Origin of the sequence: Candidatus Dormiibacter sp., assembly GCF_050999135.1 — a bacterium.
GTDB classification, from domain to species: domain Bacteria; phylum Chloroflexota; class Dormibacteria; order Dormibacterales; family Dormibacteraceae; genus Dormiibacter; species Dormiibacter spiritus.
Genome location: NZ_JBPCPN010000040.1, coordinates 22643 through 44510, shown reverse-complemented (window position 1 = coordinate 44510; position 21868 = coordinate 22643). Strand labels below are relative to the sequence as shown.

The 21868-nt window shown below is 67.0% G+C and carries 23 protein-coding genes, 2 tRNA genes and 1 pseudogene; 17 read left to right on the top strand and 9 right to left on the bottom strand.

The window, feature by feature from the left end:
* Window positions 1-50 precede the first annotated feature (50 nt).
* Together ACR2MZ_RS10535 and ACR2MZ_RS10530 are read right to left on the bottom strand one after the other, a co-directional pair.
* Window positions 51-515: a PaaI family thioesterase gene (locus ACR2MZ_RS10535; RefSeq protein WP_434005002.1), complete on the bottom strand. Its 465-nt coding sequence runs from the start codon at window positions 513-515 to the stop codon at window positions 51-53.
* A 25-nt stretch (window positions 516-540) separates the two neighbouring features.
* Window positions 541-1263: a hypothetical protein gene (locus tag ACR2MZ_RS10530; protein ID WP_434005001.1), complete on the bottom strand. Its 723-nt coding sequence runs from the start codon at window positions 1261-1263 to the stop codon at window positions 541-543.
* 74 nt (window positions 1264-1337) lie between these two features.
* Here ACR2MZ_RS10530 and ACR2MZ_RS10525 point away from each other — a divergent pair, with 74 nt between their 5' ends.
* The 3 genes from ACR2MZ_RS10525 to ACR2MZ_RS10515 all read left to right on the top strand — a co-directional run bounded on the left by ACR2MZ_RS10525 (window position 1338) and on the right by ACR2MZ_RS10515 (window position 2164).
* Window positions 1338-1511 carry a GNAT family N-acetyltransferase gene (locus ACR2MZ_RS10525; RefSeq protein ID WP_434005000.1) on the top strand — a complete coding sequence of 58 codons (174 nt, stop codon included), beginning with the start codon at window positions 1338-1340 and terminating at the stop codon, window positions 1509-1511.
* On the top strand, window positions 1496-1846 hold the full coding sequence (locus tag ACR2MZ_RS10520) for a GNAT family N-acetyltransferase (protein WP_434004999.1): 351 nt from the start codon (window positions 1496-1498) through the stop codon (window positions 1844-1846). The genes ACR2MZ_RS10525 and ACR2MZ_RS10520 overlap by 16 nt, the downstream gene beginning before the upstream one ends.
* Before the next feature lie 114 nt (window positions 1847-1960).
* Window positions 1961-2164 carry a hypothetical protein gene (locus tag ACR2MZ_RS10515; protein WP_434004998.1) on the top strand — a complete coding sequence of 68 codons (204 nt, stop codon included), beginning with the start codon at window positions 1961-1963 and terminating at the stop codon, window positions 2162-2164.
* Window positions 2165-2263: 99 nt separating this feature from the next.
* On the opposite strand, the gene ACR2MZ_RS10510 is transcribed toward ACR2MZ_RS10515, so the two are convergent.
* Window positions 2264-2336, bottom strand: a tRNA-Ala gene (locus ACR2MZ_RS10510).
* A gap of 74 nt (window positions 2337-2410) precedes the next feature.
* Here ACR2MZ_RS10510 and ACR2MZ_RS10505 point away from each other — a divergent pair.
* The 3 genes from ACR2MZ_RS10505 to ACR2MZ_RS10495 are packed head-to-tail and all read left to right on the top strand — an operon-like array spanning window position 2411 to window position 4854.
* On the top strand, window positions 2411-3016 hold the full coding sequence (locus tag ACR2MZ_RS10505; RefSeq protein WP_434004997.1) for a sulfite oxidase-like oxidoreductase: 606 nt from the start codon (window positions 2411-2413) through the stop codon (window positions 3014-3016).
* Window positions 2911-3750: an SAM hydrolase/SAM-dependent halogenase family protein gene (locus ACR2MZ_RS10500; protein WP_434004996.1), complete on the top strand. Its 840-nt coding sequence runs from the start codon at window positions 2911-2913 to the stop codon at window positions 3748-3750. The genes ACR2MZ_RS10505 and ACR2MZ_RS10500 overlap by 106 nt, the downstream gene beginning before the upstream one ends.
* 57 nt (window positions 3751-3807) lie before the next feature.
* Window positions 3808-4854, top strand: coding sequence for a phospholipase D-like domain-containing protein (locus ACR2MZ_RS10495; protein WP_434004995.1), 1047 nt, complete (start codon window positions 3808-3810; stop codon window positions 4852-4854).
* A 48-nt stretch (window positions 4855-4902) separates the two neighbouring features.
* On the opposite strand, the gene ACR2MZ_RS10490 is transcribed toward ACR2MZ_RS10495, so the two are convergent.
* Together ACR2MZ_RS10490 and ACR2MZ_RS10485 are read right to left on the bottom strand one after the other, a co-directional pair.
* A complete protein-coding gene (locus ACR2MZ_RS10490) occupies window positions 4903-4992 on the bottom strand; it encodes a 30S ribosomal protein bS22 (RefSeq protein ID WP_338176030.1) in 90 nt (29 codons plus the stop codon).
* 139 nt (window positions 4993-5131) lie between these two features.
* Complete coding sequence (locus ACR2MZ_RS10485; protein ID WP_434004994.1) at window positions 5132-5620, bottom strand: HIT family protein; 489 nt, start codon at window positions 5618-5620, stop codon at window positions 5132-5134.
* Between the two features lie 25 nt (window positions 5621-5645).
* Between ACR2MZ_RS10485 and leuS the strand changes: the two genes are divergently transcribed.
* On the top strand, window positions 5646-8081 hold the full coding sequence (leuS, locus tag ACR2MZ_RS10480; protein ID WP_434004993.1) for a leucine--tRNA ligase: 2436 nt from the start codon (window positions 5646-5648) through the stop codon (window positions 8079-8081).
* 462 nt (window positions 8082-8543) lie between these two features.
* On the opposite strand, the gene ACR2MZ_RS10475 is transcribed toward leuS, so the two are convergent.
* Window positions 8544-8672, bottom strand: coding sequence for a hypothetical protein (locus ACR2MZ_RS10475; protein ID WP_434004992.1), 129 nt, complete (start codon window positions 8670-8672; stop codon window positions 8544-8546).
* Here ACR2MZ_RS10475 and ACR2MZ_RS10470 point away from each other — a divergent pair.
* From ACR2MZ_RS10470 to ACR2MZ_RS10460, 3 genes and pseudogenes are all read left to right on the top strand, one after another.
* Window positions 8667-11990, top strand: a complete 3324-nt coding sequence (locus tag ACR2MZ_RS10470) for an efflux RND transporter permease subunit (RefSeq protein ID WP_434004991.1) — start codon at window positions 8667-8669, stop codon at window positions 11988-11990. The genes ACR2MZ_RS10475 and ACR2MZ_RS10470 overlap by 6 nt on opposite strands.
* Window positions 11990-12454, top strand: coding sequence for a hypothetical protein (locus tag ACR2MZ_RS10465; protein ID WP_434004990.1), 465 nt, complete (start codon window positions 11990-11992; stop codon window positions 12452-12454). The genes ACR2MZ_RS10470 and ACR2MZ_RS10465 overlap by 1 nt, the downstream gene beginning before the upstream one ends.
* A 12-nt stretch (window positions 12455-12466) precedes the next feature.
* Window positions 12467-12688 (top strand): annotated as a pseudogene (locus ACR2MZ_RS10460) (thioredoxin family protein); the annotation flags it as partial.
* A 288-nt stretch (window positions 12689-12976) separates the two neighbouring features.
* Here ACR2MZ_RS10460 and ACR2MZ_RS10455 read toward each other — a convergent pair.
* Both ACR2MZ_RS10455 and ACR2MZ_RS10450 read right to left on the bottom strand, forming a co-directional pair.
* Entirely contained in the window at window positions 12977-13489 is a 513-nt protein-coding gene (locus ACR2MZ_RS10455; RefSeq protein ID WP_434004989.1) for a beta-class carbonic anhydrase, read from the bottom strand.
* Window positions 13490-13728: 239 nt separating this feature from the next.
* Window positions 13729-13800 (bottom strand) — tRNA-Gln (locus ACR2MZ_RS10450).
* A 101-nt stretch (window positions 13801-13901) separates the two neighbouring features.
* On the opposite strand from ACR2MZ_RS10450, the gene ACR2MZ_RS10445 reads away from it, so the two are divergent.
* The 3 genes from ACR2MZ_RS10445 to holA are packed head-to-tail and all read left to right on the top strand — an operon-like array spanning window position 13902 to window position 17707.
* Window positions 13902-14534, top strand: a complete 633-nt coding sequence (locus ACR2MZ_RS10445) for a helix-hairpin-helix domain-containing protein (RefSeq protein WP_434004988.1) — start codon at window positions 13902-13904, stop codon at window positions 14532-14534.
* On the top strand, window positions 14531-16729 hold the full coding sequence (locus ACR2MZ_RS10440) for a ComEC/Rec2 family competence protein (protein WP_434004987.1): 2199 nt from the start codon (window positions 14531-14533) through the stop codon (window positions 16727-16729). The genes ACR2MZ_RS10445 and ACR2MZ_RS10440 overlap by 4 nt, the downstream gene beginning before the upstream one ends.
* A gap of 39 nt (window positions 16730-16768) precedes the next feature.
* Window positions 16769-17707: a DNA polymerase III subunit delta gene (gene holA / locus ACR2MZ_RS10435; RefSeq protein WP_434004986.1), complete on the top strand. Its 939-nt coding sequence runs from the start codon at window positions 16769-16771 to the stop codon at window positions 17705-17707.
* A 49-nt stretch (window positions 17708-17756) separates the two neighbouring features.
* Here holA and rpsT read toward each other — a convergent pair whose 3' ends face one another.
* Window positions 17757-18185: a 30S ribosomal protein S20 gene (gene rpsT, locus ACR2MZ_RS10430; protein ID WP_434004985.1), complete on the bottom strand. Its 429-nt coding sequence runs from the start codon at window positions 18183-18185 to the stop codon at window positions 17757-17759.
* Between the two features lie 59 nt (window positions 18186-18244).
* On the opposite strand from rpsT, the gene ACR2MZ_RS10425 reads away from it, so the two are divergent.
* From ACR2MZ_RS10425 to ACR2MZ_RS10410, 4 genes are read left to right on the top strand one after another with little or no spacing between them, the layout of a single operon-like run.
* Entirely contained in the window at window positions 18245-18778 is a 534-nt protein-coding gene (locus ACR2MZ_RS10425) for a gamma carbonic anhydrase family protein (protein WP_434004984.1), read from the top strand.
* Window positions 18775-19548, top strand: coding sequence for a 4-(cytidine 5'-diphospho)-2-C-methyl-D-erythritol kinase (gene ispE / locus ACR2MZ_RS10420; protein ID WP_434004983.1), 774 nt, complete (start codon window positions 18775-18777; stop codon window positions 19546-19548). The genes ACR2MZ_RS10425 and ispE overlap by 4 nt, the downstream gene beginning before the upstream one ends.
* Complete coding sequence (locus tag ACR2MZ_RS10415) at window positions 19533-20936, top strand: Mur ligase family protein (protein WP_434004982.1); 1404 nt, start codon at window positions 19533-19535, stop codon at window positions 20934-20936. The genes ispE and ACR2MZ_RS10415 overlap by 16 nt, the downstream gene beginning before the upstream one ends.
* Window positions 20933-21685, top strand: a complete 753-nt coding sequence (locus tag ACR2MZ_RS10410) for a type 1 glutamine amidotransferase (RefSeq protein ID WP_434004981.1) — start codon at window positions 20933-20935, stop codon at window positions 21683-21685. Before ACR2MZ_RS10415 ends, ACR2MZ_RS10410 begins: the two co-directional genes overlap by 4 nt.
* The last annotated feature ends 183 nt before the right edge of the window (window positions 21686-21868 follow it).

Sequence of the window (21868 nt, the reverse complement as noted above, 5' to 3'; positions counted from 1 at the left end):
GTTCACCCTCGACTAGCTTCGCGCGGCGCTGAACCCAAACGGCCTGCGCCTTAATCGTCAGTCTCGGCGCGAGCAGCGAAGGGACGCAGATACGTGACTGTGTGATGGGCGACGAGCTGGCCTGCCTCGCCGCGTGTCTCGGCGTCGCCGAAGACCATTTGGCGCCCAGCTCTGATCACTCGGGCATCGCACACCAGGTCACCGTTTGCAGTCCCCAGGAAGTTCGTTTTCATCTCCAAGGTCACCGCGGGGTCGTCCTTACCGCCGATAGCGAGCAGCGCGATCCAGAACCCGACATCCGCCAGCGTCATACAGCAGCCACCCTGCAGGACGTCACCGGGCCTCAGAAAGTGCGACTGGAAGGGCAGTCGCAGGCGGGCGCGCCCGTAGGCGACCGCCTCGACCCGGAATCCCCACCAGGGACCGAAGGCGGACCCGTCGACGATTGCCTGGGCGGCATGCACGTCGAGGAGGGGCGGTGGCTCGGCGTGGTCAGTCGTCTGGCTGGGCTGCATCACTAGGCCAACGGTCCGGGGTTGGCTAGCGGTTGATCCGGGGCGGGGTCTGCACGTAAGGCGGCTCGAGGGCGGCCTGGGCGGCCGGCCCGTTCGGTCCGTAGTAGCGAATGGCTGCTCGGCCGAGGGCTGTCACAGTCACCCAGTCAAAACCTGCTCCGACCACCAACCCGATGGCGAGGGGCGCGACCCTGGCGACGGAGGCGACTGCGCGCGTCCCAGCCACGCGGGCGATGATGCGGCCCAGTACATGGCCGCCCGTTCGGGTCGCGAAGCTCGCCGGGAAGCGGCGGAAAGCAGCCACGCTGAGACCCCGGCCGCCGGCGACGAGCACGTTGTCTCGCAGCTTGACGGCGCCGCCGGCGACGCCGACGATCACGAGGGCCTCGACCAGGCGGTCATCCGAGTCGGCCAGTTCGTGGCCGAACAGCATGGCGATGGCCATGACCAGCTCTGCCTCCTGCTCCAGCGCCCACAGGCCCTGGCCCGTCACCGTCCCCAGCGCCACTATGGTGCCCAGCCCGGGCAGGATTGCCGTCGCGCCACTCACGGCTCCCGTGGCGGACACGCGGCGCCGCGTTTGGCCGATCAGGATCCGGGCCAGCTCTTCAGGTGATTTCCCGGGGTTCTCCGCCGTGACGCGGGCGACGTTTGCGCGGATGTCCGACTCACGAGTGCGAAGCCCGTTCGCGATCAGATTCAGGGCCGGACGGAACTGGGGCGGGATTGAGTTGAGGACTTGCTTCATCTGAGCTCAGCCTAGAGGTTTGGCAGGCCGCATGCCAGCGCCCTAAAGTCCCGAGTATGGTTGGGCGAGACGCCATGACTGCGCCGTTCGCTCGAGTCCAAACCGAGCGGCTGCTCCTGCGCCGGCCCGTAATGGACGATGTGGAGGCGCATTTCGTAATCCACGGCGATCCAGCGACTAACCAATACAACCCGAATGGGCCGGTGCGCTCGCTTGGGGCTCACGGCAGATCGTGGCTCGAGACATAGAACTCTGGGACCGCTATGGTTTCGGCCATTGGGCGGTTTCCGCCGAGCTCGAGCCCGCGGTGATCGGCTTTGGCGGGATTGGACGGATGACCTGGCGAGAGCGGGAGATCCTGAATGTCTACTATCGGTTCTCCCCGAGCGTCTGGGGGAATGGCTACGCCTGTGAAGTCCTCCGGGCGGCGATCAAGCTCTGGCAGCGGTGGCTTCCGGACTTGCCCCTCGTGGTCCGGACGCGCCCCGCCAATGTGGCGGCCCGCCGTGTCGCCGAGAAGTCAGGTCTTGAGCGCCGGACCGATCTTGACTGCGAGCACGTGATCTACGCTCTCGGCTGGTAGCCGAGCTTCGGGGTTATCGGTAACCGCGTTCGGCTTGCTTCACCAGCGGTCAGTGATTCACCCGGTTCACCACTGACCGCCGCAGTTCGCTGATGTGTTCGAAACGCCCTACTTGTGGCCGTGTTCCTCCGCATGAGCCTTGGCCGCCTCGGAGGCGTGGTGGGCGGCATGCTCGTGATGTCCGCGGGCGGTGTGGGCGTCATGCGCAGCCGCCTGATGGTCACCGGCCTCGTGGTGCGTCTTGGCTTGCCGGTGGTGCTGAGCTGCCTTCTCATGGTGATCGGCAGCCTGCCCGTGGTGTTCCGCGGCCTTCTTTGACATGGCACCCTCCCTAAATGTGATAGGAACACTTCGATCATAGACGCGGGACGGGCAGACCGCGATTAAGATTTGGGGGGACCGAAAAGTCGGCGCTTGTGGAGCGAAGGGGAGTCGAACCCCTGACCTCCTCCGTGCGAGGGAGGCGCTCTCCCAACTGAGCTATCGCCCCGGTTGACGCCAGGGAGTATACCGGCGGCCACTGCGGCAGCCGCTCCGGGCGGCCATCTCTATACTCGACGGCCGATGAGCCCGAAAGCGCGCGGCCGGCCCTTGCCCGACGGTGTTGATCCGGCTCGTATTCCGCCCGGCCAGGTGCTCACGACGCCCGACAAATGGCCGCTGCTGCACTTTGGTCCTGTGCCCGAGCCCGACTTGGAGCGGTGGACTTTCAAGGTGTTCGGCGCCGTCGGCAGTGAGCTGGAGCTGAACTACGAGACGCTGCGCTCAATGCCGGTCAAGGAAGTGACCGCTGACATCCACTGCGTGACAGGGTGGAGCCGGCTGGGCGATCGGTGGACTGGCGTACCAATCCAGGAGATCCTGACCCGCGTCAAACCCAACAAGAACGCCGGCCACGTCATGGCGCATTGCGAGTACGGGTACTCGACAGGCATGCCACTGCCGGTTCTGGACGACGAGGACGTTCTGCTCTGCCATGGCTGGAACGGTGCGGATCTGACGGTGGAGCACGGGTTTCCTCTGCGGCTGTTCGTGCCCAAGAAGTACTTCTGGAAGTCGGCCAAGTGGCTGCGGGGACTGGAGTTCATGACGCAGAACCGGCTCGGCTTCTGGGAGCAGCGCGGTTACCACGACGAAGCAGACCCCTGGCGGGAGCAGCGGTACTGGTAGCAGAACCCGTTCAGGTGGTGACGTTGACCAGCGACTTCGGGTGGGGGTCACCCTACGTCGCGGCCATGAAGGCACTTCTCGTTCGCGCCGGCGTCCAGGCGCCGCTCATCGACATCGATCATGACCTGGCGGCGTTCAACATCCGGGCGGCGGCCTTCGTGCTCTGGGCTGCGACCCGTGATTTCGCCGGGCTGCCTTCAGTTCACCTGGCGGTGGTCGACCCGGGAGTGGGTGGGCACCGGCGCGCTCTGGCGCTCGATTGCGGCGACGGCCGCCGCTACGTCGGCCCGGACAACGGGCTCCTGGAGTTCGTTTTGCGGCATGCGGATCGCCCTGTGCACGGAGTGGAGCTGACAGTGCCGGTTGGCGCCGCTCCCACCTTTCACGGGCGTGACGTGTTCGCGCCTGCCGCGGCGGCCCTGGCGTCCGGCACGCCCTTGGACCGCCTGGGCGCTTTCTGCGGACAGCTGGTCCGCCTTCAGATGGACGAGCCCCACGTGCTTTGGGTTGACCGCTTCGGGAATATCGTCACAAGCCTGCGCGCCCTGCCGACCGAACTCGAAGTGGCAGGTCACCGGGTGCGGCAGGTCCACCGGACTTTCGCCGACGCTGCGCCCGGCGTTCCCTTCCTCTACCTCGGCAGCTTGGGCTATGTCGAAGTCGGGCTGAGGGACGCCAGCGCAGCAACTCAACTTGGCGCTGTGCTCGGGAGTGTCGTAGCAGCGCGCGGCTGAACGGCGTCTTCACAGGCACGGTTGGCGCCGTGTGCCTGGGGAGTCAGCCTTGACCGAGTGTCAACCATCAGCCGGTTCAGCCGGTTCAACCGGTTCAGGCGGAGCACTCAGATCGCCCTTGCGCTCTCGGCGGCGCTCGGGCTGGTCGGCGGCTGCTCCGCGCAGGCGGCTCCGCCCGGCCCGGCCGGCGGAACCTTCCAGCTCTGGCAGGACGCAGCCATCTTCACAGCAGTGCAGCAACTGCTGATGGCACCGGGGGCCGGGCAGCAGCTATCAGTCGAAATGTACGAATTCGGCAGGCAGGACCTGGCCGAGGCGTTGCTCGCAGCCCGGGCACGGGGCGCTCAGGTCCGGCTCATCGTGGATAGAACGGTTCCCGCCAGCGCTCGAGTGGCTGACTGGCTTGCGGCGCGCGGCCTGGCCGTGCGCGCGTATCCCGTGGACGATCGAGCTTTTCAGATCGATCACGTGAAGCTCGTCCTGGCGCCTGCCGCAGCACTCGTGACTGGCATGAACTGGGGTGACACCAGCGCTGAGAACCATGACTACGGTCTGGAAACCCGTACGTTGCCGGTACTAGAGCGGTTGCACCAGATCTTTGAGCAGGACTGGTCAATTGCCGGGGGCGTCCCGGCGCCGGTCAATACGCGCAGTTCTGGTCCCGTACTGCAGACGGCGCCCGGCGAAGAGGTGCGGCAGGCCCTGCTCCACGCAATCGGCTCGGCCGGCCACTCGATCGTTGGCGAGATCTTCACACTGACCGACCCTGAAGTGGTCGCGGCCTTCGGGCTGGCGCATCGGCGCGGCGTCCAGGTCCGCCTCTTGCTGGATCCAAGCCAGGAGGTGAACCTGGCCGCCTACCGCGTCCTTCGGTCAGCCGGAGTTTCGTTGGCCTGGTTTCGCCTGCCGCCGGGGGTGAGGCTGCTGCACGCGAAGGCAGCTCTATTCGATGGGCGCGCGCTCCTGGTTGGCTCCGCGAATTGGAGCCAAGGCGGTCTATCAGTGAACCACGAGCTGGACCTGCTCGTCGCTGATGAAGCAGCTTGCTCCGCCTTCGCCAGCCGCTTCGAGCAGGACTGGCAGAAGGCGGTCAGCTTCGGCTGATGGTTGCTGGCGTCTGCTGTGCGGCTTAGCGAGAAGGGGCGGCGAACGCTACCGGCGCTGCCAACGTGTCTTCTTAAGCATCTTCTTGTGCTTGTGCTTGCGCATCTTCTTGCGCCGCTTCTTGATTACCGAACCCAAGCCAACTCCATTGCGTGCGTAACTGACAAACACCTATTCGCCCACCCCGATGGGCCGCGGGCCATGATACAGGAGCCGATCCGGCGATGGGCGAGAGCTCGCACCGGCGGGAGAGGGCCACCGATGGGCGGGCGCTCGCTCAGCCGGAGCGAAAGCCGGCGGCCAGCTTCTCCCAGGTTCGTTCCAGGTGCTCGTTGACGACTTTCACATCAGCCAGCACTGGCATGAAGTTCGTGTCGCCGTCCCAGCGCGGCACTGCATGGAAGTGCAAGTGGTCGGCGATTCCGGCGCCCGCGACCTTGCCTAGATTGACGCCGAGGTTGAAGCCATCTGGATGGACCGAGCCGGCCAAGACGCGGAGACAGCGCTGCACCAGTGCCATCACCGCCAGCAGCTCCGCGCCGTCCAGCGTGGCTAGATCGCCCGTGTGCCGGCGCGGTGCCACCATGAGGTGACCCGGGTTGTAGGGAAATCGGTTGAGCAGCGCGATCGCCTCTGGTTCCCGCCAGACGAGGAGGTTGGCGCGGTCTTCTTCGGGACGAGCCTCGCGAACGCGGCAGAACAGGCAACCTGGCTGCGCTTCAGCGCTTATGTACTCCATGCGCCAAGGGGCGTGCAGATGATCCATTAGGCCGAAGCTAACATGAGTGGCCATGGCGGTTACGCGGCGGCGCACTTACGTGCCGCAGGAAATCGAGCCCAAGTGGCAGCGGACCTGGGTCGAGCGCGGGATCATGAAAGCGGCTGACGCCTCGGAGCGGCCCAAGTTCTACAACCTTGTGATGTTTCCGTATCCGTCCGGGGACCCGACAGTCGGCCACATGCGCAACTACGTCATCGGAGACCTCATCGCGCGCTTCAAGCGGATGTGCGGCTTCGAAGTCCTGAACCCTTTCGGCTGGGATGCCTTTGGCTTGCCCGCTGAGAACGCCGCGAAAAAGCGCGGCAACCTGCATCCGCGCGAGTGGACTCTGGCCAATATCCAGAGCTTTCGCCGCCAGCTGGAGATGATAGGCATCCTCTATGACTGGGACCGAGAGGTAACTGCCTGCGCTCCCGACTACTACCGCTGGACGCAGTGGCTATTCCTGCTCTTCTTCGAGCGCGGACTCGCCTATCGCGCGCTGGCCCCCGTCAACTGGTGTCCAGTTGACGAGACGGTTCTGGCCAATGAGCAGGTGATCAATGGCCACTGCTGGCGGCACGAGGACGTGCTGGTCGAAAAGCGCTACCTGGAGCAGTGGTTCTTCCGCATCACCGACTACGCAGATCGGCTGCTCGACGACCTGGACCTGCTGCCAGAGTGGCCGGAGCGGGTGCTGACGATGCAGCGCAACTGGATTGGGCGCAGCCATGGCGTCGAGGTGGACTTCCCGCTGGAGAGCTGCTCCGAGGCCGTCCGCGTCTACACGACCCGGCCGGACACGATCCACGGCGCGACCTTCATGGTGCTGGCTCCCGAGCATCCGCTGCTGCCAAGTTTGACCACCGAACGTCAGCGGGCCGAGGTTCAGGCTTACGTCGAGACTGCCCTGCACCAGACCGATATCCAGCGGCTCTCAACCGAGGGCGGCAAGACAGGGGTTGCCACCGGCGCTCACGCCATCAACCCGATGACCGGGGAGAGGATCCCGATCTGGGTAGCCGATTACGTCCTGGGCAGCTACGGCACCGGCGCCATCATGGCGGTGCCGGCGCACGATGAGCGTGACTTCGAGTTCGCCCGTCGTTTCGGTCTGCCTATTCGGCAGGTGATCGCACCCAGCGGTGGGGAACGGATCGCTGAGGACCGCGCGTTCGTAAGCAAGGAGGGGGTCTTGGTCAACAGTGGCGGGCTGACCGGGCTCTCCTGCGCCGAAGCGTTCGAACGCATAGCGGCTGAGCTTGAGTCACAGGGAACGGGACACCGAGCCAAGCGGTACCGTCTGCGCGACTGGCTCATCTCACGGCAGCGCTACTGGGGGGCGCCCATCCCGATCGTCCACTGCCCGGCCTGCGGACTCGTACCCGTGCCGCTGGATCAGCTGCCCGTCACCCTCCCCGACCGGTACGCGCGGCTTTCGGAGCAGCCTGAGTGGTATGAGACGAAGTGTCCCGTCTGTGGCGGCGACGCTCGCCGGGAGACCGACACGATGGACACGTTCATGGACTCCTCCTGGTATTTCCTCCGCTTCACTGACGCGCAGAATGGGGAGCGGCCGTTCGATCCAGAGCTGGCAAATCACTGGATGCCTGTCGACCAGTACACGGGCGGCGTAGAGCATGCGATCCTGCACCTGCTGTACTCCCGCTTCTTCCAGAAAGTCCTCCAGGATGCGCGCCTCCTGGCCGAGCCTGAGCCATTCAAGCGGCTGTTCACGCAGGGCATGGTGACTCGGTTCGGCGCCGTGATGGCGAAGTCCAAGGGCAACGGAGTATCGCCCGAGGAGCTTGTCCAAGCCCAGGGCGCCGACGCGGGCCGGGTCTACGAAATGTTCATCGGACCGCCCGAGGACGACGTGGAATGGTCTGACCAGGGCATCACAGGCTGCACGCGGTTCCTGCACCGCTATTGGCGGCTGGCGCTGGCGCCGGAAACCATCGTGGTCACCAGTGCCGGAGCGGACGCGACAGCCCTCCGTCGCAAGGTCCACCAAACGATCCGCAAGGTGACTGATGACTACCAAGGGTTCCACTTCAACACAGCCGTCGCGGCGCTGATGGAGCTGAGCAACGCCATGCACGAGCACCTGGCCGCCGGTGGGGAGCGGGGGATGGCGTGGGAAGAATCGGTGCGGAGCCTGACCCTGCTCCTTCATCCCATGGCCCCGCACATCACCGAGGAGGTGTGGAGCGAGATCGGCGAGGGTCTCTGCGCAGACGCGAGCTGGCCGGTCTTTGATCCGGTGGCGGCCAGTGAGTCGCAGGTTGACCTGGTGGTCCAGGTGGGTGGCAAACGGCGCGACGTCCTCCGGGTCCCACCCGAGTTGTCCGAGTCTGCGGCGCTGAAGCAGGCACTGGCCAGCCCGGCAGTCGTCCGAGCGCTGGCCGACCGCCCGCCTCAGCGGGTGGTCTACGTGCCCGGCCGGCTGATCAATCTCGTGCCCTGACGGGTCTGCTCCAGCGCCGGCTCAACCGCCAACTGGTTTCCCTCAGCGCCTTAACAACCAGGCTTGACCGGCGTCCGGTCGGTCCGAATACGCTTCAACCGTCGCACTCTGAAGCCCCCAAATGGGTGGGGGGTTTGGTTGGAGGGGTCTGTGTAGTGACGCGCGCGCGGGGGAGTTCCGCTGGGAGGATGCAGGCACTTGCACCGCGGCGCCCGGGAGTGGCGAACCGACCGCAGGGTTGATGCCAACCGCCCGAGGGCAGCTGAGCTGAGGTGAAGCCGATCGGCATTGCCCTGCCAGGTGCAGCCATCCCCCGCCGCGACGGGCCGCCTCGTGGCCCGGGCAGAACTCCTGGGCTTCGAAGCCGTTTGGGCGCTGGACGTGCGCCGCGAGCCCTTTCCTCAGTTGCGCCGCAGCCATCGCCGCCACCAGTCGGATCACCGTCGGAGCAGGCAGCGCCGCTCAACCGCGCCTGACGAGGCCCCGTTCGTCATACTCGAAGAGGCTGGTGGTGCCGGAATAGGTGGGGAGCCTGCCCGGTAGCGAGAGCTTGGCCCGCCCGGCCAGAACGTCTTGGAGAACTGAATGCATTCGATCGTCAGTTGGTGTTTGAACAACCGTCCGGTGGTTGTGCTCTTCAGCCTGGTGCTGATGGGCGCGGGGGTGTTCAGCACGTTCAAACTGAACCAGGAGCTGCTGCCCTCGGTTGAGTTTCCCTCCGTCTTCATCCTGGTCCAGGACCCAGGCGCAGGACCGGAGCAGGTGGACCGTGACGTCTCCAGGCCTCTTTCTGACGGCCTGACCGGCCTGCCTCGCCTGAAGCACGTGCAGACCGTCGCGTCGCAGGGCTTCAGCACAGTGATCCTGACCTTCGACCTCGACTCCAGCCTGAAGGAGGACCAGGACAACACGAATCAGCGCCTGAACCAGGTGCAGCTGCCCAGCGGAGTCGGCAAGCCCCTGGTCCAGACATTCAGCTTCAACGCGATCCCGAGCATGACCTACACCCTCGCGGCCAAGGATGGTGACCTGGTCAGGGCAACCCGAGAGGCGAACGACGTCATTGCCCCCGCCCTGACCGGCGCCACCGGCTCAGCTCAGGTGAAGGTCTCCGGTGGGGCCACGGAGCGCGTCTTGATCACACTCGACGGCGCCAAGCTGGCCGACAAAGGCCTCTCCCTGCAGCAGGTCCAGCAGGCGCTGAGCGGCGCCAACGTCGATCTTCCTGCGGGCACCACTCTCGATGCTGACAAGACCCTGCCCGTCCAGGCCTCAAGCTCGCTGCGGACCATCGATGATCTGAAGAACCTGGTGGTCGTCGCCAGCGCTGCGCAGACGGCCGGCGGCCAAGGCGCTGCCGGCCAGCCTGGCGCCGGCCAGGCCGCGGCGCCGCCGGCGAGCAGCCCGAGCCCGAGCCGTCCCACCGCTGCGCGACCCAGCCCGAGCCCCGCGCCGGCGGCGCCTCCGCCGGCTGTGCGCTTGGGAGACGTGGCCAAGGTGGAGATGGACAATCAGCAGGCCAACGGCATCTCGCGCACGAATGGTCTCGCCTCGCTCCAGATCCAGGTGATCCGGGCCAGCAACGGCAACGCGGTGACGCTCTCCGATGACGTCCGCCAGCGGGTCGCCAAGCTGAAGCTCGATTCACACGACGACCTGCAGCTCAGCACCGACTCCGCCGTCGACATCAAGGCCTCCCTCAACGACCTGGTCCACGAGGGCCTGATCGGCGCCGGTCTCGCGATTCTCGTGATCTTCCTGTTCCTCGGCAGCTTGCGGGCCACTCTGGTCACGGCCGTGTCCCTGCCGACCAGCGTTCTGGTGGCGCTGCTCGGCACCTCCATCGGCGGCTTCTCGCTCAACGTTCTGACGCTGGCCGGCCTCACCATCGCGGTCGGCCGGATCGTCGACGACGCCATCGTGGTGCTGGAGAACAGCTATCGCCACCTGCAGCAGGGCGAAAGTCCCAGAGATGCGGCCCTGCATGGGGCGACGGAAGTCTCCTCCGCCGTAATCTCCAGCACCCTGACCAGTGTTGCGGTGTTCCTGCCCATCGGGGTGGTGGGCGGGATCATCAGCCGCTTCTTCCTGCCGTTCTCGGTGACGGTGACCATCTCCCTGTTGGCGTCGCTCTTGGTGGCGCTGACGCTGATCCCGGTGCTGGTGAGCTTCATTCTCTCCGCCAAGGCGCGCCGTGAGCCTGTCCCAGCCGGCGGCAGGCCAGCCAATGCCCGGGCTGCGGCGCCGGAACATGTCTCCCGCCTGGCTCGGCCCTACATCCCGGTTCTGACCTGGGTGCTGCGCCGCTTCTACCGGAAGTCGCTGGTCGTTGGGGTGGCCGCTCTGGCGCTGGCCGGCGTGCTCGCGCTCACCTATTTGGCAGTGCCGAAGAACTTTTTCGACCTTGGCGGCTCCGCCTACATTTCCGGCAACATCTCGCTTCCCCCAGGCACGACCAGCTCGGCTACCAGCGATCGGGTCAAGGCGTTCGAGGCCGCGGCCCAGTCTGACCCTGACGTAAAGACCGTCGAGGTGACCATCGCCAGTTCTGACTTTGGCGGCTACACAGGCTCGGTCAGCGAGAACGACGCGCGGTTCAACCTGATAGTCAAGAACAAGAAGAGCGCCGATCAGGTCAGGCAGCGCCTCCAAACCAAACTGGACGAGCTCTACGGGAAGGGCAACAACACGATTGGCGTGCAGAGCTTCGGGCCACCTTCGAGCGCCTTCTCGGTCAGCCTCAGCGGCCGCGATCCCAACGCTCTGCGCGCCGCCTCCGATCAGGTGGCGGCGAAGCTGAGCCAGAATTCGGATCTCGCCAACGTCAAGTCGGATCTCGCTGTCCGCCAGCCGGAGACGCTCGTGTCGGTTGACCCGAACAAGGCGGCCGAGCGGGGGCTCACACCCGGCACCGTGGCCTTCGCCCTCGCCGGCGTGTTGAACCCCAAGGACGTGGGCACGCTGGGCACTGGCGGCACCGGCGGCACTCCTATTACATTGCGGGTCGACCCCAGCTATGTCGCGGCGGGCAAGCTGGCGGACCTCCCTCTGGGCCCGGGCACGACGCTGAAGGACGTGGCCACAGTGACCCGCACCGATGCGCCCACCACAGTGACCCGCGTTGACGGTACCCAGCAGGTCACCGTCAACGCTGATGTGCTGGCGGCGGACACGCAGGGCGCCTCGACCAAGGCGACCCAGAGCGTTCAGTCGCTGCAGCTGCCGGCGGGCGTCTCCATCAGCACCGGGGGCACGCAGAACGACATCAACGACAGCTTCCAGCAGATGTTCATAGCGATCGGCGTGGCGATCGCGATCGTGTTCATCATCCTGGTCACCTTCTTCCGTTCGGTGGCGACCCCATTCGTGATCCTGGGCGCGATGCCGCTGGCCTTGATCGGTGGCCTGCTCGCCCTTTATGTCACTCGCCAGAATCTGGGTCTGCCAGCGTTGCTGGGCGTCCTCATGGTCTTCGGCATAGTCGTCTCCAACGCGATCCTTCTGATTGACTTCGTGGAGCGCAACCGGGCCGGCAGGAGCCTGGCAGAGGCTCTTGTGCTGGCCGGCTCGGTCAGGATTCGACCGATCCTGATGACCGCCGTGGCTACGATCGTGGCACTCGTGCCGGTGGCCACGGGTTTCGCCAGCGAGGGTGGCGGCGGGCTCATCTCCCAGTCCTTGGCGGTGGTCGTCGAGGGCGGCCTGATCTCCTCCACAGCGCTAACGTTGCTGGTCGTGCCGATCCTCTACTCCTGGATCAAGCGCCGCGGCCATCACCGCTATGAGACGGCGCCGTCCGTTTCGGTGGCCGATCCACGGGGCCTGCGGCCCTCGCTGGACGGGAACGGGCACGGCAACGGCAACGGCAGGGTTTGGGAGCATTTCCGCGAGGAAACGCTGAAGCGCTGATGGCAATTCTGAACGAGCAGCTGAAGGAGCAGTTGAAACGACGCTTCACTGAACGGCTCCACGACCCAGTTCAGTTAACGCTCTACACCCGCCCCGGCAGCGGCCGGCTGATCCTCCCTGGCGGTCTCGGCTGCGCCACCTGCGGCGACGCCCGAGAGCTGGCGGAGGACCTTGCAGCTGCGGCGCCCGAGCAGGTCCAGCTCGAAGTGGTGGACGTCAGCGCGAGGACGGAGCTCGAACGGCCGGTCCCCAGCCTGACGCTCGCGGCGGCCAACGGCGAGGCGAATGAGGGCGGCGGCCGGCTGGGCTGGCAGGGGCTGCCGGCGGGCTACGAGTTCGCCACGGTGGTTGACGCCATCGAGAGGGTGTCTCGCGGCGAACATGGTCTCGCCGACGCGACGGTGGACGCTCTCTGCGAGCTGACCGAGCCAGTCGAGCTAATGGTCTTTGCGACGCCCACTTGACCGCACTGTCCACAGGCCGTGAGCCTGGCCCACCGGATGGCGCTGGCGAGCCCATTGGTCACCGCGCTCTCCGTCGAAGCCAACGAGTTTCCCGAGTTGTCGCAGCGGCATGGCGTGCAGTCAGTGCCGCGCACAGTGGTCAACGGTGCAGGCGCCTTCGTGGGGGCTATGCCTGAGGCTCGCTTCCTGGCGGCCGTGCTGGAGCTGACGCGGCCTGCCGAACCGCCGGCTTAGCCACGCCGACGCGGAAAGTGCCCGCGGGCTCCGACCCCGAGGATCGAGCGAGCGCTGCCGATACTCAGGATTGACCCTGCGCTCCCGATGCTCAAAATGGATCCAGCGCTGCCGATGCTGAGGATCGAGCCCGCACTGCCGATGCTCAGAATGGAACCGGCGCTAAAGACGCTCAGCGCGCTGAGGAAGCTGAAGCGGCTCAGCTGGCTCCGTCGGCTCGAGGGGAAGAGCTTTTTCGCCCTACGCCGCTGACGAGCGCGGCCAGGGTCGGCCATCCATAGCACCAGATCAGCGCGTAGCCGGCTCGGCAACCTCTACCTCAGTCAGGCGGCCGGTCTTCACGTCGTAAACAAAACCTCGCAGGCTCGACTTGTGGGGGACGAAAGGGCTCGCCTTGACACGGTTGATGCTCTGACGGACGTCGGCCTCCAGCCCCGAAAATGCTTCGAGCGCGAAGGCGGGCCTGACTCCGGTGTCCCGCTCGATCTGCTCTTTAACCTCGTCGTCCTTGAAGGTCAGCATCCCGCAGCCTGTGTGGTGGATCAGAACTATCTCCTCGGTGCCAAGCAGGCGCTGCGAGATGACGAGCGACCTGATCACGTCTTCCGTCACCACGCCTCCCGCGTTACGGATCACGTGGGCGTCGCCCTCCTCCAGGCCAAGTATCTTGTGAACGTCCAGCCGCGCGTCCATGCACGCGACCACCGCTACCCTTTTTGCCGGCGGTGCTGGGAGATCGCTCTTCGAGAAGCTGGACACGTACTTCTCATTGTTCTGAAGCAACAGGTCGGTCACGCTCATGGGACTGGTTCCTCCTAAGGGTTTGGGTAGTACCCGCCACCGACCCACGGTGTTCGAGTAGGAGTCAGCGACTACAAAGCCCAGTCTGACAGAGCCCGAAGTCGCGCCGGCGACCCAACCGGACGCAGCCACACTTCACAAAAGCCTCGAGGTTCGTGGCCGAGGCTGGTCAGTTTGGCGCGGCGTTTCGGTTCGGCCGTCAGCGGCGCGGCGTGGCAGCACCGAGAATGACAAGGAAGCTGGGGGGGAAGGATTCGAACCTTCGAGTGGCGGATCCAAAGTCCGCTGCCTTACCACTTGGCGACCCCCCAATGAAAGGGACTCGAACTTTTGCCAGGTTACAGCGCCTCTCGGGCTGCGAGCTTCACAACCAACGTTCCCACCCGTTATGTCCCGGACCTAGCTTCAGGCCATGTTCCGACGCCCGCGCCTCGTTCAGGGTTGGCCCCACCTCCTGCTTTTGATCCTGCCCGTCCTGGCCCTCGCCGCACTTTTGACCGGGCTCTACCTCAGCGGTCGCCAGGCTTCCGCGGGCGCCCAGGTGAGCCAGCCGGCCGCCGCGGATGTGGCGGCGGCGGTGCCCAAGTCGTCAGGGTTGCTCGTGCAGGTGAGCGGTGCTGTGAAGAAGCCGGGACTGTATCGCGTGGCCAAGGGCGAGCGCGTGTACGCCGCGATCGCGGCAGCCGGCGGCCTGACCGCCGACGCCGATCCCGAGCGCCTGCCTCCCCTCGCCGCTCGGTTGAAGGACGGCCAGCAGGTCAAGGTTCCGGCTCGCGGCGCCACCGCGAGTGGCCGCACGGGCAGCGCTTCCCGCTCAACCGGCGGGTCAGGCTCCAGCTCCAGCAGTGCGGTGACGAAAGCCGACCTCAATAACGCCACGGCTGAAGAGCTGACAGCCGTCCCCGGCTTCAGCCCGGAGCTTGCCGCGGCGGTGGTGAATTATCGCGATCAGTACGGCGCGTTCACCAATTTGAAGCAGCTGGTGACGCTGTTGGGCATGAGCCAGGATGCGTACAAGCAGGCGAAGCCCCACCTTCACCTATGACGCTCGGTCTGGTCTGCCTGCTGGCTTGGAGCGCCGGCATCGCGCTGGCGGGCGTCAGCAGTGTGCTCCGCCTCGAGCTTGGAGTGCTGGCGCTCTGCCTTGGCGCTGCTTCAGCAGCGCTCGGCAGCGCTGTCCGGCCGGCGATCTACGGGCTGGGCCTCGCCTTTCTGCTGCTCGGGATCGGGCGCGTCGAACTGGCGCCTGGGCCAGCGGCGCTCGATCCGACTCAGGTCGCCCGACTGGCGGGGCAGCAGGTGACCGTACGAGGCAGCGTGACCGACGATCCCAAGCCGCAAGCCCAGGGCTACGAGGCGGTGGTACAGCCACTTGCCGCCACCGGCAGCGGAGCGCTGACTGGCCTCCACAGCCGGCTGCTGGCTCAGGTGCGGTCGCAGGTCGAGCCTGCTCCCGGTGACGAGGTCGAGGTCAGTGGAAGGTTGGCCCTGCCGCGCGACAGGCCAGGCTTCGACCGGCGGACGGAGCTTGCCTTGAAGGGGATCCAGTTCGAGTTGCGGCCGGCGCAGCTGCGGGTGCTGAAGGCCGCAGGCGGCATCAGGGCGGCACCGCTCTGGCTGCGAGAGCGGTACCGAGCCGCGATCGCCGAGCTGCTGCCGGCGCCGCACGCACAGGTCCTGGTCGGGGTGGTCCTCGGCGTTCGTTCCGGCATCCCCGCCCAACTGCAGCAGGACCTGATCGCGACAGGGCTGGTGCACCTCTTGGTGCTGAGCGGGCTCAAGGTGGCGATCTTTGCCCGACTGGCTCGGGCCGCGCTGTTTCCCCTGCTCGGCCGGCTGGCGGTAGTGCCTGTGCTGGTACTCATCGCCCTCTACGCCCTGGCCGGCGGCGCGACGCCGGCAGCGCTCCGAGCGACCGGAATGGGCGCTCTGGCCCTGGTGGCCGCCCAGGTCGGGCGCCCCACCTACGTCTGGACCTCGCTGGCAGCGGCGGCTGCCGCGATGCTCGGCTGGCAGCCGGAGCTCATCTGGGATGTGGGGTTCCAGCTGTCCTTCGCAGGTACAGCCGCGATCATCCTGCTGACACCGGGCCTCGAGGCCAGGCTTCGTTGGCTCCCTGGGGTTCTGCGGGAGCCCTTCGCCGTAACCGCCGCGGCGCAGATCGGCACGGCCCCGTTCATGGCCAGCGGGTTCCACCTGCTGAGCCCGGTGGCGCCAGTCGCCAACGCGCTTGTCCTGCCACTTCTCCCCGCGCTGGTGGCGGCGGGCCTGCTGATCACCCCCCTCTCTGCCTTCCCGCCCATCGGTCAGCTGGCCGCCGTGCCCTTGGCGGCGCTGCTGGCCTACGTGGATCAGGTGGCCGGGCTCCTCGCTCGGGTGCCGGCCGCGGCTGTGCCTGTTCCGGCCATCTCGCTGCTTGGCGGCGTCGCCTACTACGTGGCGCTCGGGGCGGCTCTGGTGGCTCAGCGGAGCGGCGGTCGCACTCGCCGAGGCGCACTGGTCGCCGGCGTCGTGCTGCCGCTCCTGGTTGCCGGCGGCGAGGTGGTCCAATGGTCCCGACCAGACACCTCGGCCACCGTGCTGGCGGTGGGTCAGGGCCAGGCAGTACTGCTCAGCGGTTCGGGCGGCCGGGTGCTGATCGACGGTGGTTCCAGCCCCACCCGCCTGGCCGCGCAGCTGGGAGCTCGGCTCCCGCCCTGGATCGGGGCGCTGGATGGTCTGATCATCACGGGAACTGGCGCTGCCCATGTCGGCGGGTTGGCCGGCTTCGACCGCAGCGTGGCGACGGTGGTGTTGCCGGCCGGAGCCAAGGGTGGCACTGCCTGGCGCGGGGTGGCGTTGACGCAGCTGGCTCGTGGCGCTAAGGTGCTGCAGGTCCAGGCCGGCCAACGGGTGAACCTGGCCGGCTTCCAGATTGACATCTTGAGCCCCGAGGTCGGTGGTGACGCGGTCCAGCTCGGCCTGAGGGTCAGCGCCGGCCACGGAAGCACGTTCTGTGACATGGCCGATCTGGACACGGACTCCCAGCAGGCGGCGGCAGCGCGCCTGGCCCGACTTGGCGGCTGCACCGAACTGCTGCTTCCTGACGCCGGTCGGAGCGCGCCCGCGCCCGAGCTCTTGATGGCCGCCCGCGCCAGTCGCCTTCTCGTGTCGGACGGCGGTGGCCAACTGGCCCGCGATCTGCCCCACTCCGGCGTCTACAGAACCAGCGAGGAGGGAGACATCGCAGTGAGCTTATGAAGGCCGGCGTCTACCTGTGGGCCGCTACGATCGAGCCAGATGGCCGTCCCTGTCTCCGTCCTGCTGCTCCACGGCGATGAGCAGTTCCTCATCGACGAGGAGGCGCGGCGAACGCTGGCGGACTGGCGGCGGGAGCTGGTTTCCGACTTCGGCTACGAGGCGGTCGATTCGGCCGGGCTCAACGCCGATCGGCTGCGCGACAGCGTGTTACAGGCCCCGTTCCTGGATCCCTATCGCGTGGTGGCCGTGCGGGGCATCGTCGCGCGCCGGGGTGACGGGCTCGCCTCTGGGCTGAGTGCCGTGCCCGATTCGACGCGCCTCCTGCTGGCGGTGAGCGGTCGGCTGCCCGCGGCGAGCAAGCTGGCCCGGGCGGTCGTAGCCGCGGGAGGGGCGGTGCGCGAATATCCGCCGCTCAAAGCGCGAGCGATCAGCGAATGGGTGGCCCGTCGCGCTCGCGAGCTGGATCTGCCCGCCGCGGCGGCCGCGACAGTAACGCGAAGGGCAAGGCCTGACCTGGCCGTCCTCAATTCCGAACTTCACAAACTGGCGGCCTATCGCGCCGGCGGTTATGAGCTGGATCAAGCCGCCATCGACGAGCTGGTGGTGCCCGGGCATCCGGAGGAGATCTTCCGGCTCACTGACACGCTCCTGCCCCGGCCGAGCCCGGTGGCCTGGCGGGTGCTCGACGACCTGCTGCAGCGGGAGCCGGCGACCACCATCGCGTACCGGCTGAGCCGCCACCTGGCACTCGTGCTAGAAGTGCGGACCCGCCAGGACCGAGGTGAGACACTGAGTCAGGTACAGGCCGAAATGCGCGACCATCCCTTCGTCGTGCAGAAGGCCTACGACGCCGCCCGGTCGGTCAGCGCGGCCCAGCTCGAAGACGGGCTACACGTCTTCCTCGACTATGAGTGGGAGGTCAAGTCAGGCCAGATCGATTCCGAGTTGGGCCTGAGCACCGCGCTGGCAAGGCTGTAAGCAAAAACCCTTGCGCTCATTCGGCTGCTCTGCCCCAGCCGCGCCGCCGCTACTTCTTCTTGGCTGGCGCTTTGGTTGCGGGTTTGGCACCCGGCTTGGCGGCGGGGGCGGACTTTCCTGTTCTGGTCTTGCTCGGGGCCGGCTTGCTCGCTGCCTTCCGGGCCGAGCTGGTCCGCGCCGGCCTGGCGGCCTCTGCCGGAGCTTCAGCGGTCAGCGCGTTGAGGCGCTTGACCAAGCGGGCCTTGCGGCGGCCGGCATTGTTGCGGTGGAGAACTCCTTTGGCCACGGCGCGGTCGAGAGCGGACAGTGCCGTCAGGCCCAGGCTGTCCAGGTCCTGTCCCTCGGGAGCCTCACCGTCGGCGGCGGCTCGGCGGAACTTGCTGACCTTCGTCTTGACCGAGGATTTGATGGCGCGGTTGCGAATGGCGCGCACGGCGCTCTGGCGAGCATCCTTCTTGGAGGAAGCGATGTTAGCCATGGAAGGCGGGCACCAGGACAGGAGTGGTGGACATCAGCACGAGCATAGGATTATAGGCCATGCCTGAGTTCGAATTGGGCGGGAAGCGACCAGAGGTGCATCCCGAAGCCTACGTCGCGCCGACGGCAGTTCTGATCGGCGATGTTCAGGTGGCCGCCGGCGCCAGCATCTGGTTCGGCGCTGTGCTCCGGGGTGACGAGTCGACCATCACCATCGGCGAAGGCACGAACATCCAGGACAACGCAGTGGTCCACTGCTCCAGGGGGCTGCCGACAGTGATCGGGGCGAGAGCGACGCTGGGTCACAACGCCTGCGTGGAAGGCTGCGTAATCGAGGACGGCGCACTGGTGGGCACAGGCGCGATCATGCTCCAGCGCACTCGACTGGGGGCTCGGGCACTCCTCGCTGCTGGCTCCCTTCTCGCTGAGGGCGAGACGGTGCCCGCCGACCACCTGGCGGCAGGTGTACCGGCCAAGGTCAAGAAGCCGCTCTCTGGATCGTCGGCGCACTGGCCGCAACACGCCGCTGAGCACTACGAGGAGAACGGCCGCCGCTTCCGGCAGGAACTCCTGCCGCTGGCCGGGCGCGATTGAGTCTCGGCGCCCTTGCGCTCCCTGCCCACGCGAAGCTGAACCTGGACCTGCGCATCAGGGGCCGCCGCCTGGGCGGCAGGCATGAGCTCTCAACCCGCTTTCAAGCTGTATCCCTGCACGATCTGATCATGGTCGAGCCCGCCACCGAATCCAGCCTCAGCGGGGGCGTGCCGGAGCCCCCGGAGGAGGACCTCGTCCTCAAAGCCCTGCATGCCCTGGAGTCGGATGTAGGCCGCGAGCTGCCGGCCCGATTCAGCCTGCACAAGCGTATTCCGCCGGGTTCCGGGCTGGGTGGCGGCAGCAGCGACGCAGCCGCAGCCCTCGTCGCCCTCAACCGCGTCTATGAGCTGAGGCTGGGTTGGACGGCCCTCCAGCGGATCGCCCTTTCGGTCGGCGCCGACGTGGCCTTTTTCCTCCGAGGCGGAGCCGCGCGGGCCGGCGGTGTAGGCGAACGACTGGAACCGGTTCAGCCGGTCACAGGCTGCTTCGCCCTCGCGTGGCCCGGCTACGGCGTCTCCACCGCCGCTGTCTATCAGGCCTGGGACAAGGTCGGCGGCGACGGCGAGAACGAGCTCTGCCGGGCGGCCCTGATGGTGGAGCCTCGCCTAGCCGCCTTTGCCGAGGAGTTGGGGCCGGCCTGGCAGATGACAGGCAGCGGCTCCGCCTTCTTCGCTGTCGCCCCAGACCTGGCGAAGGCGCGACGACTGCTCGAACCCCTCCGCTGCTGGACGGCCGTGGCCGTGCCGGTCGCGGCTTGGGGTCCGGATTGACGCCGCCCCGCCTGCTGGCCGCCGTGCTCGCCGGCAAGGCGGCGGGTACAGCTTCTCGGCTCGTCGGCCAGGGCGGCGGCACGACGCTGCCAGGGCTCGTCGCTAGCCGGATCGAGCCGCGAACGCTGGCTTTGTTGGCCGAGCGGCTCACCGCGGGCAGCGTCCTCATCACCGGCACCAACGGCAAAACGACCACCTCCCGGCTCATCGCCAGCCTGCTCCAGGGGCTGCCGGCGCGGGTGGTGGCCAACCGGGCAGGCGCCAACCTGGTCACCGGCCACACGTCCGCGGTGCTGGCCGGCGCTGGACTTACCGGGCGATTCAGAGCTGACTGGGGTGTATTCGAAGTCGATGAGGCAACGCTGCCTTCCGCGGTGGCGGAGCTCAAGCCCCGAGCCGTCGTGGTCGGCAATCTCTTTCGGGACCAGCTCGACCGCTACGGCGAGCTGGAGATGCTGGCGCTGACGATCGAACGCGGGCTCGAGGCGCTGCCGGAGGGCGCCACCGCGGTGCTCAACGCCGACGACCCCCGCACGGCGGAGATCGGCTACCGGCTCGGGGAGCGAAGGGGGCGCCTCAAGATCCTCTGGTACGGGCTCGACGACCCCGCGGTGGCGATCTCGGAGCTGCCCCACGCGGCTGACGCCCGCACCTGTCCCCGCTGCGGCTCGCGCCTGGACTTTCGGCAGGTCTACGTCGGCCACGACGGTGATTACACCTGCCCAACCGGAGACTTCGGGCGCCCCGAGCGCGATCTCAGCGCTACAAGCGTTCAGCTGGATGGTCTTGACGGCGTCCGCTTCACGGTCGGTGGAGTTCAGGTCGGAGCGGCGCTGGGTGGGCTTTACAACGCCTACAACCTCCTGGGAGCGTTCGCCACCGGCACAGCGCTGGGCCTGAAGCCCGGCTACATGGTCGAGCGGCTGGGAGAGGTTCCCGCCGCTTTCGGCCGCCAGGAGCGCTTCCTGCACCAAGGCCGGCGCTTCACGCTCATGCTGGCCAAGAATCCGGCTGGGTTCAACGAGATCCTGCGGGAGGCTGAGCGGTTGGGCGGCGGTCGACACTTCCTGCTGGGATTGAACGACCGCATTGCCGACGGACGCGATGTTTCCTGGATCTGGGACGTGGACTTTGAGCTGCTGGGCGGGGATTGCGCGGCCGAGACGCTGATCGCGACAGGGGTGCGGGCCTACGACCTGGCGCTGCGGCTCAAGTATGCGGGCTTGAAGGCGACGGTTGAGGTAGATCTCAACCGCGCGCTCGACCGGCTGCTGGAGGCCGTACCCGCCGGCGCGGAGGGCTTCATCCTCTGCACCTACACAGCCATGCTGGACGTCCGCGCCCTGCTCGTGAGGCGGGGTTCGCTGCGGCCATACTGGAGGACGTGAGCGCGTCTGGCCAAAGGCTGACGATCGGCTGGCTGTACAGCGATCTGATGAACATCTACGGCGACCGCGGCAACATCCAGACGCTTGTCCAGCGCGCCCGCTGGCGGGGCGTGGAAGTCCGGGTGCTGGAGCTGGGCAAGGGCGCCAGCGAGGGCATCGAGGCTGTTGACGTGTTCTTCTTCGGTGGGGGTCAGGACAAAGAACAGGAACTTGTCTACGACGACCTGCTGGAGACGAAGGCCATCCGCTTGGCGAACGCAATGCAGCGCGGAGCCGCCTTCCTCGCTGTGTGCGGTGGCTATCAACTGCTCGGCCACTACTACCAGACGGCTCAGGGGGAGCGCTTACCCGGCATCGGGCTGCTGGATGTCCGGACTGTGGCGGGTGGCCAGCGGTGCATAGGTGATGTCGTAATCGAATCGGATCCTGGGTTGGGGCTGCAGCCGCGCACGCTCGTAGGCTTCGAGAACCACAGCGGGCGCACCTATCTCGGCGAGGGGGTCAGGCCCCTGGGGCGGGTCCGGCGAGGCAATGGCAACAATGGCGAGGACGGCAGCGAGGGCGCGGTCTCCGGCAACATCTTCGGCACCTACCTGCACGGCAGCCTGCTGCCCAAGAACCCCCACCTGACCGACCTGATCCTGAGCCGCGCCTTGAACCGGGAGCTGGATCCCCTCGACGACAGCCTGGAGCTGGCAGCTCACAACTGGATCAAAGACCGGGAGCTGAGCGGGAGCCGACGAGCCTAGCCCCGCTGGTGGGCCGAGGACGGTGCCTTGGTCGCGGACCACGTTTATGAAGCCGCGGCTAAGTTGATCTCGTCCTGAGCGGTCACCTCGGTCAGGAGGCCGACCGGGTGTTCGGCTACGCGCGGAGGCAACATCGTAGAGCTGCGCCTGGCCCGGGCGGCCCTTGCGGCCTTCGGACTGGCC

Excerpts from the sequence above, each read along its gene's own strand:
- ACR2MZ_RS10465 (WP_434004990.1), top strand. The coding sequence starts at position 11,990 with ATGGCAATTCTGAACGAGCAGCTGAAGGAGCAGTTGAAACGACGCTTC.
- ACR2MZ_RS10440 (WP_434004987.1), top strand. The coding sequence starts at position 14,531 with ATGACGCTCGGTCTGGTCTGCCTGCTGGCTTGGAGCGCCGGCATCGCG.
- ACR2MZ_RS10475 (WP_434004992.1), bottom strand. The coding sequence starts at position 8,672 with ATGCATTCAGTTCTCCAAGACGTTCTGGCCGGGCGGGCCAAGCTCTCG.
- ACR2MZ_RS10505 (WP_434004997.1), top strand. The coding sequence starts at position 2,411 with ATGAGCCCGAAAGCGCGCGGCCGGCCCTTGCCCGACGGTGTTGATCCG.
- ACR2MZ_RS10485 (WP_434004994.1), bottom strand. The coding sequence starts at position 5,620 with ATGGATCATCTGCACGCCCCTTGGCGCATGGAGTACATAAGCGCTGAA.
- ACR2MZ_RS10470 (WP_434004991.1), top strand. The coding sequence starts at position 8,667 with ATGCATTCGATCGTCAGTTGGTGTTTGAACAACCGTCCGGTGGTTGTG.
- ACR2MZ_RS10455 (WP_434004989.1), bottom strand. The coding sequence starts at position 13,489 with ATGAGCGTGACCGACCTGTTGCTTCAGAACAATGAGAAGTACGTGTCC.
- ACR2MZ_RS10535 (WP_434005002.1), bottom strand. The coding sequence starts at position 515 with ATGCAGCCCAGCCAGACGACTGACCACGCCGAGCCACCGCCCCTCCTC.
- ACR2MZ_RS10530 (WP_434005001.1), bottom strand. The coding sequence starts at position 1,263 with ATGAAGCAAGTCCTCAACTCAATCCCGCCCCAGTTCCGTCCGGCCCTG.
- holA (WP_434004986.1), top strand. The coding sequence starts at position 16,769 with ATGGCCGTCCCTGTCTCCGTCCTGCTGCTCCACGGCGATGAGCAGTTC.
- leuS (WP_434004993.1), top strand. The coding sequence starts at position 5,646 with ATGGCGGTTACGCGGCGGCGCACTTACGTGCCGCAGGAAATCGAGCCC.
- rpsT (WP_434004985.1), bottom strand. The coding sequence starts at position 18,185 with ATGGCTAACATCGCTTCCTCCAAGAAGGATGCTCGCCAGAGCGCCGTG.
- ACR2MZ_RS10525 (WP_434005000.1), top strand. The coding sequence starts at position 1,338 with ATGACTGCGCCGTTCGCTCGAGTCCAAACCGAGCGGCTGCTCCTGCGC.
- ACR2MZ_RS10425 (WP_434004984.1), top strand. The coding sequence starts at position 18,245 with ATGCCTGAGTTCGAATTGGGCGGGAAGCGACCAGAGGTGCATCCCGAA.
- ACR2MZ_RS10445 (WP_434004988.1), top strand. The coding sequence starts at position 13,902 with ATGTTCCGACGCCCGCGCCTCGTTCAGGGTTGGCCCCACCTCCTGCTT.